At 48.8% G+C, this 14,658-nt stretch carries 13 protein-coding genes; 12 read left to right on the top strand and 1 reads right to left on the bottom strand.

What is annotated here, in order from left to right; translation table 11 throughout:
* Positions 1 to 17 precede the first annotated feature (17 nt).
* The 9 genes from pdxS to A1s21148_RS03870 are packed head-to-tail and all read left to right on the top strand — an operon-like array spanning position 18 to position 9,412.
* Positions 18 to 905, top strand: a complete 888-nt coding sequence (gene pdxS / locus A1s21148_RS03910; RefSeq protein ID WP_095671159.1) for a pyridoxal 5'-phosphate synthase lyase subunit PdxS — start codon at positions 18 to 20, stop codon at positions 903 to 905.
* 11 nt (positions 906 to 916) lie between these two features.
* The gene (pdxT, locus tag A1s21148_RS03905) at positions 917 to 1,507 is read left to right on the top strand and encodes a pyridoxal 5'-phosphate synthase glutaminase subunit PdxT (RefSeq protein ID WP_095671158.1); all 591 of its coding nucleotides are present in this window, start codon (positions 917 to 919) and stop codon (positions 1,505 to 1,507) included.
* 60 nt (positions 1,508 to 1,567) lie between these two features.
* On the top strand, positions 1,568 to 2,320 hold the full coding sequence (locus A1s21148_RS03900) for a YebC/PmpR family DNA-binding transcriptional regulator (RefSeq protein WP_095671157.1): 753 nt from the start codon (positions 1,568 to 1,570) through the stop codon (positions 2,318 to 2,320).
* A 33-nt stretch (positions 2,321 to 2,353) separates the two neighbouring features.
* Positions 2,354 to 2,908 carry a crossover junction endodeoxyribonuclease RuvC gene (gene ruvC, locus A1s21148_RS03895; protein ID WP_223299346.1) on the top strand — a complete coding sequence of 185 codons (555 nt, stop codon included), beginning with the start codon at positions 2,354 to 2,356 and terminating at the stop codon, positions 2,906 to 2,908.
* Positions 2,905 to 3,510 carry a Holliday junction branch migration protein RuvA gene (ruvA, locus tag A1s21148_RS03890; RefSeq protein ID WP_095671156.1) on the top strand — a complete coding sequence of 202 codons (606 nt, stop codon included), beginning with the start codon at positions 2,905 to 2,907 and terminating at the stop codon, positions 3,508 to 3,510. The genes ruvC and ruvA overlap by 4 nt, the downstream gene beginning before the upstream one ends.
* Before the next feature lie 13 nt (positions 3,511 to 3,523).
* The gene (gene ruvB / locus A1s21148_RS03885; protein WP_095671818.1) at positions 3,524 to 4,588 is read left to right on the top strand and encodes a Holliday junction branch migration DNA helicase RuvB; all 1,065 of its coding nucleotides are present in this window, start codon (positions 3,524 to 3,526) and stop codon (positions 4,586 to 4,588) included.
* A gap of 11 nt (positions 4,589 to 4,599) precedes the next feature.
* The gene (gene secD, locus A1s21148_RS03880; RefSeq protein WP_095671155.1) at positions 4,600 to 6,174 is read left to right on the top strand and encodes a protein translocase subunit SecD; all 1,575 of its coding nucleotides are present in this window, start codon (positions 4,600 to 4,602) and stop codon (positions 6,172 to 6,174) included.
* Positions 6,175 to 6,177: 3 nt separating this feature from the next.
* A complete protein-coding gene (gene secF / locus A1s21148_RS03875) occupies positions 6,178 to 7,248 on the top strand; it encodes a protein translocase subunit SecF (RefSeq protein WP_095671154.1) in 1,071 nt (356 codons plus the stop codon).
* Complete coding sequence (locus A1s21148_RS03870; protein WP_420022010.1) at positions 7,220 to 9,412, top strand: RelA/SpoT family protein; 2,193 nt, start codon at positions 7,220 to 7,222, stop codon at positions 9,410 to 9,412. Before secF ends, A1s21148_RS03870 begins: the two co-directional genes overlap by 29 nt.
* 25 nt (positions 9,413 to 9,437) lie before the next feature.
* On the opposite strand, the gene A1s21148_RS03865 is transcribed toward A1s21148_RS03870, so the two are convergent.
* The gene (locus A1s21148_RS03865; RefSeq protein WP_095671152.1) at positions 9,438 to 10,757 is read right to left on the bottom strand and encodes a DUF349 domain-containing protein; all 1,320 of its coding nucleotides are present in this window, start codon (positions 10,755 to 10,757) and stop codon (positions 9,438 to 9,440) included.
* 140 nt (positions 10,758 to 10,897) lie between these two features.
* On the opposite strand from A1s21148_RS03865, the gene A1s21148_RS03860 reads away from it, so the two are divergent.
* The 3 genes from A1s21148_RS03860 to aspS are packed head-to-tail and all read left to right on the top strand — an operon-like array spanning position 10,898 to position 14,597.
* Positions 10,898 to 11,554 carry an MBL fold metallo-hydrolase gene (locus A1s21148_RS03860; RefSeq protein ID WP_095671151.1) on the top strand — a complete coding sequence of 219 codons (657 nt, stop codon included), beginning with the start codon at positions 10,898 to 10,900 and terminating at the stop codon, positions 11,552 to 11,554.
* On the top strand, positions 11,551 to 12,813 hold the full coding sequence (hisS, locus tag A1s21148_RS03855) for a histidine--tRNA ligase (RefSeq protein WP_095671150.1): 1,263 nt from the start codon (positions 11,551 to 11,553) through the stop codon (positions 12,811 to 12,813). Before A1s21148_RS03860 ends, hisS begins: the two co-directional genes overlap by 4 nt.
* 35 nt (positions 12,814 to 12,848) lie before the next feature.
* On the top strand, positions 12,849 to 14,597 hold the full coding sequence (gene aspS, locus A1s21148_RS03850) for an aspartate--tRNA ligase (protein ID WP_095671149.1): 1,749 nt from the start codon (positions 12,849 to 12,851) through the stop codon (positions 14,595 to 14,597).
* The last annotated feature ends 61 nt before the right edge of the window (positions 14,598 to 14,658 follow it).

Raw genomic sequence — 14,658 nt, 5'->3', positions numbered from 1 at the left:
TTTTTAGGGAGTTAGCGATGTCAGAGGCAGTCGGAACAGCTCGCGTTAAGCGCGGTATGGCAGAGATGCTTAAGGGCGGCGTCATCATGGATGTCGTCAACGTTGAGCAGGCCAAGATCGCTCAAGATGCAGGTGCTTGTGCTGTTATGGCGCTCGAGCGAGTTCCCGCAGATATTCGCGCCCAAGGTGGTGTCGCACGCATGTCAGATCCAGACATGATCGAAAAGATTAAGGCTGCGGTAACAATTCCCGTAATGGCTAAGGCTCGTATCGGTCACTTCGTCGAAGCGCGCATTCTTGAATCTCTGGGCGTCGATTACATCGATGAGTCAGAAGTTTTAACCCCAGCAGATTTTGAAAACCATATTGATAAGTGGGATTTCAAAGTTCCTTTCGTATGCGGTGCAACCAACTTAGGTGAAGCGCTACGTCGTATCAACGAAGGTGCAGCAATGATTCGCTCAAAGGGCGAAGCAGGTACTGGAGATGTTTCCAACGCCATGATGCATATGCGCAAGATCGGGGCAGAAATCCGTCGCCTATCTTCCATGCGCGAAGATGAACTCTATGTTGCCGCAAAAGAGTTACAAGCTCCTTACGCACTTGTTAAAGAAGTAGCTGAGACCGGAAAACTTCCTGTCGTTCTATTTACTGCTGGTGGTATCGCAACTCCTGCCGATGCGGCTTTAATGATGCAGATGGGCGCTGACGGCGTATTCATTGGCTCAGGGATCTTTAAGTCAGGCGATCCTGCAACTCGCGCAGCTGCTTGCGTTAAAGCAACCACATTCTTCGAGGATGCAAAAGTAATTGCCGATGCCTCACGTGGTCTTGGTGAAGCGATGGTTGGAATCAACGTTGCCGATCTTCCTGCGCCACACCGCTTAGCTGATCGCGGTTGGTAGTTCATTAGAAAATGAAGATTGGCGTTCTTGCTCTACAAGGTGATTTTCGCGAACACCTAGTTGCAGCAAAGAGCGCTGGCCACGCGGCACTCACAGTGCGTCGCCCGGAAGAACTTGCCGAAGTTGATGCGTTAATTCTTCCTGGGGGAGAATCAACAACGATTGCCCACCTTGCTAATACCTTTAACTTGATGCAGCCGATAAGAGATCGAATCAAATCTGGTATGCCGGTCTATGGATCTTGCGCGGGAATGATTCTCTTAGCAGATCGAATTATTGATGGATCAGATGGCCAAGAAACTTTCGGTGGCATTGATATGACAGTGCGACGAAATGCCTTTGGTCGCCAAGTTGATTCTTTTGAAAGCGATCTTGATTTTCAAGGCGTTAATCTTCACGCGGTCTTCATTCGTGCGCCGTGGGTAGAAGAAGTCGGCGCAACGGTTGAGGTCCTAGCATCAGTGAAAACCGCGCGTGGATCGCACGCGGTAGCCGTTCGACAAGGAAGGCTCTTGGCAACCTCATTCCATCCCGAGTTAACTGGAGATTTACGCGTACATCGCTACTTCTTTGATCAAGTCTGTACAGGCGCGATAAAGTAAGCGAAGTGAATTACGCGGTTTAGATACCGCTCAACGAGAGTGAAAGTTTGAGGTTACGCCATGTCAGGCCATTCCAAATGGGCAACGACAAAGCATAAGAAAGCGGTAATCGATAGCCGCCGTGCAAAGAACTTTGCAAAACTGATTAAAGCAATTGAAGTTGCATCGCGTAATGGTGGGCCAGATGTTGACGGCAATCCAACTCTCTTTGACGCAATCGCAAAGGCGAAGAAAAACTCGATGCCCGCCGATAACATCGAAAGAGCGGTAAAGCGTGGCGCTGGACTCGAATCTGGCGGATCTGACTGGCAGACAATCATGTATGAAGGTTATGGTCCAAATGGCGTTGCGATCATGATCGAATGTTTATCAGATAACCGAAATCGCGCAGCTTCAGAAGTTCGTGTAGCCGTAACTCGCAATGGTGGTTCGATGGCAGATCCAGGATCTGTTTCCTATCTCTTTAATCGCAAAGGTGTAATCATCATTGCCAAGGCGGAGTCGGTAACAGAAGAGAAAATACTTGAATCTGTACTTGAAGCCGGTGCCGAGGAAGTTAACGATTTAGGCGAATCTTTTGAAGTGGTCTGCGAGGCTAGTGACCTTGTTGCGGTTCGCACAGCGTTGCAGAATTCTGGCCTTGATTACGAATCTGCGGATTCATCATTCTTGCCATCGATGTCCATTCCCTTGGATGCAGAAGGTGCCACCAAGGTCTTTGAACTCATTGACGCCATTGAAGAGTTAGATGATGTGCAGAATGTTTACAGTAACTTTGATGTCTCCGACGAAGTTATGGCGAGCCTTTCCTAGCTCTTTGCGGACTCGGACATAGGCTTTGAAGTTATGAGCCAAGCAACGCTGAGAGTTTTGGGTATCGACCCAGGCCTTACGCGCTGCGGCATTGGTGTAATTGAAGGTCTACCTGGATCACCACTTAAGTTGATCAGTGTGGGAGTCATCAAGACTCCCAGCGATAACCCGCTAGAACAACGTCTGTTGCAACTCGAGGAAGAGATCACCAATTGGGTCAGCAAATATCAACCTGATCGCATCGCAGTTGAGAGAGTCTTCTCCCAACATAATGTTCGTACCGTGATGGGCACCGGACAAGCTGCGGGTATTGCACTACTAGTTGCTGCAAGAGCAGGTATTCCAGTTGTAATGCACACACCGAGTGAAGTGAAGGCTGCCGTAACTGGCTCGGGTCGCGCCAATAAAGTGCAAGTCGCCGAGATGGTAAAAAGATTGCTTTCCTTAACCGAGATACCTAAACCGGTTGATAGCACCGATGCTCTGGCGTTGGCGATCTGCCACATTTGGCGTGGTGGTGGCAACAGCAAAATTGCATCTGCACTAGCTGCTGAAAAATCACGGCTAGCCAAGTTGGTTCGCAAATGATTTCACTTGTTAACGGCGTTGTTCGCTCTATTTCGCCAGATAAGGTCATAGTTGAAGTTGGCGGAGTTGGTTTGTCTCTCTCAATTACCCAGAAGACATCTGCCCAGTTGAATATTGGCGTGCAAGTGCAGTTGTTTACAACGCTGGTAGTTCGCGAAGATGCGTTAACGCTTTACGGTTTTCTAGAAGATGGAGATCGCGCTCTCTTTGAATTAGTTCAGACAGTTAGTGGAATTGGTCCAAAGGTTGCGCTCTCCATTGTTTCGGCGCTCTCACCATCGCAATTAGCCGTTGCTGTAGCCCAAGAAGATATATCGGCGATCGAGAAGGTTCCGGGCATAGGTCGAAAAGGTGCGCAGCGGTTGATCCTTGAGTTAAAGGGCAAGTTAACTGATTTTGGAACTTCATCAAAGAGCGATCGCCATCAACCTGTCTGGCGCGAACAGTTAACTAGCGCATTAGTCTCGCTCGGTTTTAACGCCAAGGATTCAGATGCGGCAATATCTAGCGTTGTGTCACGTTTATCTGAAGATGGGATCGATGCGCAAACACTTGAACTCTCTGATCTTTTAAAGCGTGCGCTTTCGCAAGGTGGGCGTTAAAGTGGCTAAAGATATGAGCGATGATCGTTTAGTTACGCCAGAATTTAGTCAGGATGACTCAGCTGCCGAACATGCGCTACGTCCAAAGACTCTCGATGATTTCATTGGGCAACATCGTGTTCGAGACCAGATAGATGTCTTGTTATCAGCAGCGCGTTCACGCGGCTCTGCAGCCGATCACATCTTGCTGAGCGGTCCTCCCGGACTAGGAAAGACAACTCTGGCTTTGATCTTGGCGAGCGAGATGCAAACGCCGATTCGAATTACCAGCGGCCCTGCAATCACTCATGCTGGAGATTTAGCAGCGATTTTATCTTCACTAGTTGAAGGAGAAATTCTCTTCTTAGATGAGATTCACCGTTTGCCAAGACCTGCCGAAGAACTTCTTTATCTTGCAATGGAAGATTTCCGAGTTGACGTTGTTGTTGGTAAAGGTCCGGGAGCAACTGCGATTCCCTTGCAACTGCCGCGCTTCACACTAGTTGGAGCAACTACTCGCGCAGGTTTACTTCCAAGTCCACTAAGAGATCGCTTCGGATTTACTGCACATCTTGATTTCTATGAGTCATCAGAACTCGCTGAAGTCATTCGTCGCAGCGCTGCACTACTGCAGCTGACAATTGAAGAAGAGGCAGTACTTGAAGTTGCCGGCAGGTCTCGCGGCACACCTCGTATCGCCAATCGTTTATTGCGTCGCGTCCGCGACTATGCCCAAGTACGTTCAAGTGGTGGAGCCAGCGCTAAAGCTGCAAATGCCCTCACTCACTCAGATGCGATGGCAGCGCTTGAAATGTATGAGGTTGATGAGAAAGGTTTAGATCGGTTAGATCGCTCAGTTCTTACAGCGCTAATCGAGCGATTTAATGGGGGACCGGTAGGTCTTTCAACGCTGGCGATTGCGGTGGGAGAAGAGACGGAAACGGTCGAAGCCGTTGCTGAACCTTTCTTGGTTAGAAATGGATTTATGGCTCGAACTCCGCGGGGTCGTATCGCCACCGAACTCGGATGGCGCCATTTAGGGAGAACCCCTCCTGCTGGGGTTGCAACCCTTTTCGACACGCCCGCGCCCAACGCATAGACTCTGCTCTTATGTCCACACCAAATAAAACTGTGAAGAGCCCTGCCCGCTCTGGCCGCGCCCTTTTGATTCTGGCGCTCATTATCTTCGGTCTACTTGCAACCACCTTTATCCAAGGTGTTTCATCGGTGAAGCTAGGCCTCGATCTTCGTGGTGGAACCAGCGTGACGCTGCAACCCCGAGCATCAAATGACTCCAACAAGGTTACTTCTGAGGCGATTGATCAAGCAGTCTCAATTATTCGCCAACGCGTTGACTCAATTGGCGTAGCAGAAAGTGAAGTTACCGCTCAAGGAAGCGGAACTAATCGACAGATCGTAATCTCTGTTCCAGGAGATAGCGGACGTCGTGTTGTGGATCTGGTTGGACAAACTGCAGAGCTACGTTTTCGTCAGGTACTAGCAGAAGGTTCTGGCATATCAAATCCTGCTGACACTTCAACTGCTGCAACACCTGCAGCCGGTGTTAACGCTGATCTCAATGCGAAGTACGCCGCACTCGACTGTACCGATCCTGCTAGTCGTGAAGGTACTGGCGCTGATAGTCCGGCCGACACAATTGTTTCCTGCTCTCGCGATGGCGGCGCAAAGTACATTCTAGCTCCAGCCGAAGTTCTCGGAACTCAAGTCTCTTCCGCCGAGGCTGGGTATGACCCATCACAAGGCCTTGCTTGGTTTGTTTCTCTAACCTTCAATGGCGATGGCACAAAGGCATTTGGTGCGCTAACTAACCGCGTAACTTCGCTGCAATCACCGCTTAATCAAGTGGCGATTGTTCTCGATGGCTTGGTTGTTTCAGCACCTCGAATCAATGAGGCAATTCCATCAGGCAATGCACAGATCACTGGATCCTTCTCACAAGTTGAAGCGCAAGATCTGGCAAACGTTCTTAAGTATGGAGCGCTTCCTTTGGCATTCGATCGCGGTGAAGTGCAACAAGTTTCTCCAACTCTTGGAGCTGACCAATTAAGTGCTGGTCTTTTGGCTGGTGCGCTCGGTCTCGGTCTAGTTCTTATCTACTCACTTCTTTACTACCGCGGACTTGGTCTAGTAGTCGTTGGTTCGCTGGCACTGGCTGCGTTGATTGTTTATCTGCTCTTCCTAGTACTCGGCGAAACAATTGGATTTACTCTCACCTTGGCAGGTATCGCAGGTGCCATTGTGGCTATCGGCGTTACCGCGGACTCATTTATCGTCTTCTTCGAACGTATTCGCGATGAAGCGCGTGAAGGCCGTTCAATCCGTTCGGCAGTTGAAAGCGGCTGGGCAAAAGCTCGTCACACGATCTTGGTTGCAGATGCGGTTTCTCTGATTGCGGCTGCGTTGCTCTACTTCTTCGCAGTGGGTGGCGTACGTGGGTTTGCTTTCACTCTAGGTCTCACAACACTGGTCGATTTAATTATCGTCTTCTTCTTCACCAAGCCAATGGTTAGCATCTTGGCCGGAGTCAAATTCTTTTCTTCCGGTCATCCTCTTTCAGGGCTATCGCCTAAGAGCATCGGTATGAAGAATTATAGAACTGCATCAATCACAGCTGATTCAACCAATTCTGTTTCTACCCAGTCTGTTTCAACATTGGAGGCATAAGCCATGGTAAAACTCTCAGGTCTTGGTGGTCGTCTTTACACTGGCGAAACTTCATTTAATATCGTTGGTAATCGCCGTCGTTGGTACTCAATCTCAGCAATATTCATCTTGCTATCAATAGGCGCGCTCCTGATTCAAGGTCTTCACCTTGGAATCGAATTTAAGGGTGGTTCTTCTTACACAGTAAATAAGGCGGGCACGACTGTAGAACAAGCTCGCGCCGCTGTTGCAGATGTTGATATCCCAGGAGAAATCATCGTCCAGAAGATCGGTGATGACAAAGTAAAGGTTCAGACTGGTGCGCTTTCTGCGGCGCAGTCAGCGGCAGTTGAGAAAGCTTTGACTATCGCCTTTAACGTGCCACTTGAATCTATCGATACTCAGTTGATCGGACCTTCATGGGGTAAGGAAATTACCAAGAAGGCGCTCTACGGACTTATCGCTTTCTTAATCGTAATCATGATCTTCTTGACGATGATCTTCGAGCCTAAGATGGCAATCTCTGCGATCGTTGCCGTTGTTCACGACGTCTTCATTACAGTTGGAATCTATGCACTCGTCGGGTTCGATGTCACCCCCGCAACTGTGATCGGATTCTTAACGATCCTTGGTTATTCGCTCTATGACACCGTTGTTGTATTCGATAAGGTTCGCGAGAACACCAAATCTGTTGCTGCCGTCGGCAAAGTTACATATTCGCAAGCGGCTAACTTGGCGGTTAATCAGACAATCGTGCGTTCTGCAAACACTTCACTGATTGCACTTCTTCCAGTAGGAGCGATCCTCTTCGTGGGCGCAGGTTTACTTGGCGCCGGAACACTTAAAGATCTATCACTTGCTCTCTTTATCGGACTTGCAGTTGGTACTTACTCTTCAATCTTTATAGCTCCGCCATTCCTGGCATCACTTCGCGAGAAGGAACCAGCGATGCAAGCGCTTGCAAAGCGAGTTGCATCGCGCGGGGGAGCAGAACCAGTCTCAGCTTCAGTGAGTGCAAATAGTGAGAGAGCTGCGATTCGTCCAAGCGTTGGTCGCGGACCTCGCAATCAACCAAAGCGCAAGGGCCGCAAGTAAGGCGCAGCCTTTGAACGCTCTAGTTGCACCACTATTAGCAACACTTAAAGAGAGCCACCCAACAAGTCGGCTCTCTGAGGTTGAGCGCGCTTTTGAAATCGCAAAGCAGGCCCATGTAGGGCAAATGCGTAAATCCGGTGAAGAGTACATAACTCATCCCGTTGCAGTTTCGCAGATTCTGGCTGAACTTGGTTTAAATGACACAACAATAATCGCCTCCCTTCTTCATGACACCGTTGAAGATACGCCTTACTCGCTCACTCAATTGCGTGCTGATTTCGGTGACGAGATTGCTAACTTAGTCGATGGAGTCACCAAGTTAGATAAATTAACTTACGGTCCGACCGCTGAGGCTGAGACGGTTCGCAAGATGGTCGTTGCCATGTCGCGCGACATTCGAGTTCTGGTGATAAAACTTGCGGATCGATTACATAATGCGCGCACTTGGAAGTTTGTTAGCACTGAGAGCGCTGAGCGAAAAGCACGTGAAACTTTAGATATTTATGCCCCTCTAGCACACCGCTTAGGTATGAATGCAATTAAATGGGAGCTGGAAGACCTCTCCTTCGAGGTTCTGGAACCTAAGAAGTTTGAAGAGATTTCCCGGTTAGTTGCCGAGCGTTCGCCTTCCCGCGATGCGCTGTCACAAGAGGTAATTGATGCGGTGCAAAGTGATCTAGATCGAGATGCGATCGCTGCGACAGTTACAGGGCGCAAAAAACATTATTTCAGCGTCTATCAGAAGATGGTGGTGCGAGGACGCGATTTCAACGATATCTATGACTTAGTCGGTATTCGCGTCTTGGTAAATGACGTCAAGGATTGCTACGCGGTTCTTGGTTCGATTCACGCTCGCTGGTCGCCTGTGCCAGGACGATTTAAAGATTACATCGCAATGCCAAAATTCAATCTATACCAGTCATTGCATACAACGGTGATTGGGCCAAACGGCAAGGCGATTGAAATCCAGATCAGAACTTTTGAGATGCATTCCCGCGCTGAATTCGGTATCGCAGCGCACTGGAAGTACAAGCAAGGCAATGAGTCAAAGAACTCCTCACCAGAGATGCTTTGGCTACGCCAGTTGCACGAGTGGCAGAAAGAGACTGAGGATCCTTCAGAATTCCTAGAAGCGCTCCGCTTTGATTTAGGTAGCCCTGAAGTTTTCGTCTTTACTCCGAAGGGGAGCGTGATTGCTCTTCCTGGTGGTTCTACTCCGGTTGACTTCGCATACTCAGTGCATACAGATGTCGGAAGCAAATGCGCTGGCGCAAAAGTAAATGGTCGCTTAGTTCCACTTGATACGCGCTTGGTCAATGGCGATGTGATCGAGATCGTTACCAATAAGAGCGAGAACGCAGGGCCTTCACGCGATTGGCTTAACTTTGTTAAATCTCCACGCGCTAGATCAAAGATCAAGGCGCATTTCAGTAAAGAGCGTCGCGAAGAAGCGATTGATGCTGGACGCGAATCAATAGCGCGTCAGATGCGTAAAGCAGGACTTCCGCTTCAGAAAATCTTCGCTGGACATTCTTTATTGGAGTTGTCACACGAACTGCGTTATCCCGATATCTCTGCGCTCTATAGCGCAGTGGGAGATGGACATGTTTCGGCAGCTTCCATTATTGAAAAGTTAGTTGTTTCGCTAGGCGTGGAAGATTCGCATCCTGAACCAACTATCGATGTTATTCCAACTGGATCGCACTCAATCAGACGTTCAAGTAGCGCGATCGAAGTCGAAGGTGTTGGTGATGTTCTTGTGAAGCTCGCCCGCTGCTGCACTCCAGTTCCTGGCGATGGAATTATTGGCTTCATTACCAAAGGAAGTGGAATCTCAGTCCATCGCGATGATTGCATTAATGCTGCTGACCTGCAGTTAAATCAAGGCGAACGAATCGCTAAGGTACGTTGGCTAGATGGTGCTGGCAGTGTCTTCCTGGTGAATATTCAAGTAGAGGCGCTAGATCGAGCCCGTTTGCTGGCAGATGTAACGAGAGCGCTATCTGAGCAACATGTAAATATTCTAAGCGCCGCGGTAAATACTTCTAAAGATAGAACTGCAATCAGCAAGTTCACCTTTGAAATGGCAGATGCAACGCATCTCGACTCTGTCTTAGCTGCGGTACGCGCCGTTGAAGGCGTCTACGACGTCTATCGCAACTAACTAGATGGTTTTTAGAAAGTAAAGTTTAGTTAAATTCAGCGAGAGACTTTTCAGCCTCTGCCAACCAAACCTTACGAGCTTCAGCTGAATCAAGCGCTTCTTGCGCCTTCTTCGCATTACCTGCAGCGGTTGATTTCGCAGCAACCTTCTCGTAGTTAGCGATTGAATCAGCTAACTGCTTAACCACATCTGCAGCGCGAGCCTTTGCCGCTGGATCGGTCTTGCGCCAGATCTCAGCCTCAGCGCTTTTAATTGCATCTTCAACTTTTGCAACACGCGCATCCATGGCCGCCCGCTTATCACGATGAGTGATTCCGATCTTTTCCCATGAGCGAGAAAGTTCACGGAACGAGTTCTTCGCAGCCTTCACATCAGTAAATGGGACTAGCGCCTCAATCTGAACTATCAACTCTTCGCGCTTGGCCAGGTTGGCAACCATTGAGACTTCACGCTTTTCTAGATCAGCGTTCTTTGCGGTGAAGAATTGATCTTGTGATGCTTTGAACTTTGCCCAAAGCTTGGCATCTTCACTTGGCTTACCGCGACCAGAGGCCTTCCATTGATCCATAAGAGTTTTGAAAGCGCGCGCGGTGGCAACCCAATCGGTGGAGGTAGCAAGTTTTGAAGCCTGCTCGACAAGGGCTTTCTTAGCAGAGGAGACTTTGGCGGTTGTCTCTTCTAGCGTTGCAAAATGAGTTCTACGACGCTTATCAAATTTATTGCGTGATGCAGAAAAACGCTTCCAGAGTTCTCCATCTACTTTCTTATCTAGGCGTGGAGCTGACTTCCACTCTTCGAGCAGCGTCTTTAGGCGATCACCGGTTACCTTCCAGTTTTCAGAGAGCGCTAGTGATTCTGCCTCCGCAACAATCTTCTCTTTCTCAACCAAAACTTGTTCGCGACGTGCAGCCTTTACAGCAGCTTCTGCGACCTTCTTCGCTTCATATGCTTCGCGGTGGCCTTCAATGAGTGGCTCAATCTGTTCTACTGAGACAGCAAGTGCGGCAAGGTCACCAACACCATTTAGCTCGCGGACTTGCTGGCGTAACTTCTTAACTGCTTCGTAAGCATCATCAGGAACCATTGCACCGCTTGTGATACGGGCTGCGGTTAGCGCAACCTCGGATGCTAGGGCTTCGAATTTTCTTACAAAGTATTGCAACGCTTCTTCTGCAGTTTTGCCGGGATATGAACCAACGGCTTTTTCACCTTCTGGGGTGCGAACATAAACCGTGCCATCTTCTGCGACTCGACCGAACTTTGATGGATCTCCAATTAGTGCAGATGCTGCACTTGCATTGGCTGGTGTGATGTTGATTGATCCTGGATTGATTTGCTCGGTCATAGTTTTCCCTTTCAGCGCGTCGGCGATTTCGCCTTCGTTGTTTGAGTGTGCAGATGAGGTCTTGCGGAGATAAAAGGTACCCTGTCTTACTTATCGGGGAAAGTTCGCGCCTATTTTGCGCGGGATATAGGGGTGAGGCGATGTTCGTTACCTCCTTTGTCGCCCCAATGTTTGCTACCAATTGCTGGGTTATCGCACCGGCGGTGGGGCAAGAGTGCATCATCGTTGATCCTGGAATGCCAGATATTTCTCATGAGATCACCGCGCTGGTTGCCGAGCATGGTTTGAAACCAGTTGCAGCTTTGATTACACATGGACATCTCGACCATACATTTTCAGTGAAACCTCTTGCCGATGGCTATGACATTCCCGCATATATTCATAGCGAAGACCGAGATCTACTTCTAAAACCGCAGGGGGCACATGGTGCAGAGTTCATTGAAACTCTAAATGCGATGGATTTCGTAGAGCCAAATGAGGTAAAGAATTTAAGACATGGTGATCAGATAGATCTTCTCGGAATGAAGATCAAGGCAATTCATTCACCCGGACATACGCGGGGGAGCGTTATGTTCACGATAAACGATCAAATTCTTCTATCGGGAGATGTCTTATTTGCAGGCTCTATCGGACGCACCGATCTGCCATCAGGTTCGCACGATGCGATGGTAAAGACGTTAAAGACTCGGGTACTGACGCTCGATGACGATTTAAGAGTCCTGCCGGGCCATGGCCCAGAAACAACTATTAAATTCGAGCGAAAAAATAATCCATATCTGAAAGAATTACGGGTATGAAGTACGAGAAGATCCAAGCACCGAAAGGGGTAAGCGAATACGCACCCCCACTTTCGGCTGCCTTTGAATGGGTCCGTGAATCTCTTATCTCTCCCGCCAAATTAGCTGGATATCAACTAATGGAGCTACCAGTCTTTGAAGATACATCTCTCTTTTCTCGTGGAGTAGGTGAGTCAACTGATGTTGTATCGAAGGAGATGTACACCTTTGAAGATCGTGGCGGGCGTTCCATAACTCTTCGTCCCGAGGGAACTGCCGGAGTGATGCGCGCGGTTATCGAAAAAGGTTTAGATCGCGGACAACTTCCCGTAAAGGTTTGGTACTCCGGTGCTTTCTTCCGCGCCGAACGTCCGCAGGCAGGACGTTTTCGCCAGTTCTATCAAGTTGGAATTGAAGCTATTGGTTTAGATGATCCTGCGATTGATGCTGAAGTAATTGCGATCGCAGATCAAGGATTTAAATCTCTAGGTTTGAAGAACTACCGCTTAGAGATTACCTCGCTTGGAGATGCCCAATCACGCGCTGCACATCGGGTTGATTTACTGAAGTTTATTTCTAAGTTAGATCTCGATGAGGCAACGGCTGCTCGTGCTGCCATTAATCCGCTTCGCTTATTTGACGATAAGCGCCCCGAAATGAAAGCGGCGATGGCAGGTGCTCCCCTACTACTGGATTACTTATCCGAAAACTCGGCCCAGAACTTTAAAGCGGTTAAGGCCTACCTCGATCAACTTGGAATTGAGTATCTTGTAAATCCTCGCATGGTCCGCGGATTGGATTATTACACCGGCACTACTTTTGAATTCATTCATGAAGGTCTTGGTGCGCAATCAGGAATTGGAGGCGGTGGACGCTACGACGGCTTGATGGAGATTCTTGGTGGACAAGCACTTTCTGGCATTGGCTTTGGTCTTGGAGTAGATCGCGCCCTGCTTGCTGCACAAGCAGAAGGAGTTCTAGTTGAAAATCAATTCTCGTCAGATTTATTCATAATTCCCTTAGGCGAAAACCAGATGAGCGCATGCTTATCGATTGCAGCGAAATTGCGTACAGCTGGTATTCGTACGGAGATCGCATTTGGTGATCGCGCCTTGAAGGGTGCAATGAAGGCTGCCGATAAAAGTGGTTCTCGCTATGTAATCGTTCTTGGCGATAGCGAACTTGCCTCTGGCAGCGTCGAACTCAAACGCATGAGCGATGGCAGCACGAGATCGGTTAAGATTGACCAATTACAGAGCGTTCTACTCGGGGATCTCTGACCAACGTTTTTCAACTGTTAAAGGCGGCTTTTTAAATGTTACGTACTCACGATGCTGGCGCGCTACGCGCAAGCGATGCTGGTCAGACGGTAAGCCTGGCTGGTTGGGTTGCGCGTCGCCGCGATCATGGTGGGGTTGCCTTTATCGACCTTCGTGATGCAACAGGTTCAGTTCAGGTAGTTATTCGCGACGAAGCTTTAGCGGGTTCACTCCGCGCTGAATGGTGTCTACAGATAAAAGGCGAGGTCGTTCTGCGACCAGATGGAAATGCAAATTCTTCAAACCCAACTGGTGCAATTGAAGTCATGGGCGATGACATTGTCGTTTTAAGCGAGAGCGCGGCTCTTCCATTTCCTGTTGATAGCGGAAATGATTCAGAGATATCTGAAGAGGTACGCCTGAAGTACCGCTACCTAGACCTGCGTCGCGAAAAGCCGGCTGCAAATATGCGCCTCCGCTCAAAGGTTACTTCAACAATTCGTCGTGTTATGGAAGATCTTGATTTCTTAGAGATCGAAACTCCATATCTGACTCGCAGTACTCCAGAAGGTGCGCGCGACTTTTTAGTTCCAGTTCGTCTGCAACCCGGAAGTTGGTATGCACTTCCGCAATCTCCACAGTTGTTTAAGCAACTCCTGATGGTTGCCGGAATGGAACGCTATTACCAAATCGCGCGCTGTTTCCGCGATGAAGATTTCCGTGCCGACCGCCAACCAGAATTTACTCAACTAGATATTGAAATGTCTTTCATTGATCAGGCAGATATCTTGGCTGTTGCTGAAAAACTCTTGGTTAAGATCTGGAAAGAAGCAGTTGGCTACGATATTCCAACTCCAATTCGCCACATGACCTATGCCGATGCGATGCAGAACTATGGTTCAGATAAACCTGATCTTCGTTTTGGATTGCAGTTAGTTGAGCAGACTCAATTCTTTAAAGATACTGAGTTCCGCGTCTTCCAAGCGCCTTACGTTGGAAGCGTCGTTATGCCTGGAGGCGCATCATCACCACGTCGCGAACTCGATGCTTGGCAAGATTGGGCAAAGGCGCGTGGCGCTAAGGGCCTGGCCTACATCCTGGTAAATGAGGATGGAACTCTTGGTGGACCAGTCTCAAAGAATATTTCTGAAAAAGAGACCGCTGGAATTGTTGCAGCAGCTGGAGCAAAACCTGGAGATGCAATCTTCTTCGCTGCCGGCGATCGATCATCATCTCTCTCTCTTCTCGGTGCAGTTCGTTTAGAAATTGGCAAGCGTTGCCATTTGATTGCTGAAGGCGCATGGGAATTTCTTTGGGTTGTCGATGCTCCAATGTTTGAACCAACGGACAATGGTGGATGGACAGCAGTTCACCACCCATTTACTGGTCCAAAGCCAGAGTTTGCAAAGACTTTCTCATCTGATCCAGCGAAGGCTTTGGCATATGCATATGACATCGTTCTTAACGGAACTGAACTCGGTGGCGGATCTATCCGTATCCATGATCGTCAAATTCAAAAAGATGTCTTTTCTGTAATTGGGTTAAGTGATGAAGAAGCGATGAGCAAATTTGGTTTCTTACTTGAAGCTTTTAATTACGGTCCACCACCACACGGCGGAATTGCACTTGGTTTAGATCGCGTTTGTGCACTTCTAACCGGAAGCGACTCAATCCGTGAAGTTATCGCCTTCCCAAAGACTGCAAGCGGGGGAGATCCGCTTACTGGGGCGCCTACGCCAATTACTCCAGCACAGCGTAAAGAGAGTGGAATTGATGGAGTTGCAAAGGTAGATAGCCAGAAGTAATGGCTATCTCAGGTAGGCTAGCGATTGTTAGCAGAGTATTAGTCGAATTTAAGTGAGGATG

Source organism: Candidatus Planktophila lacus (genome assembly GCF_002287925.1).
GTDB lineage: Bacteria > Actinomycetota > Actinomycetes > Nanopelagicales > Nanopelagicaceae > Planktophila > Planktophila lacus.
This window is presented reverse-complemented; position numbering and strand designations above follow the sequence as displayed.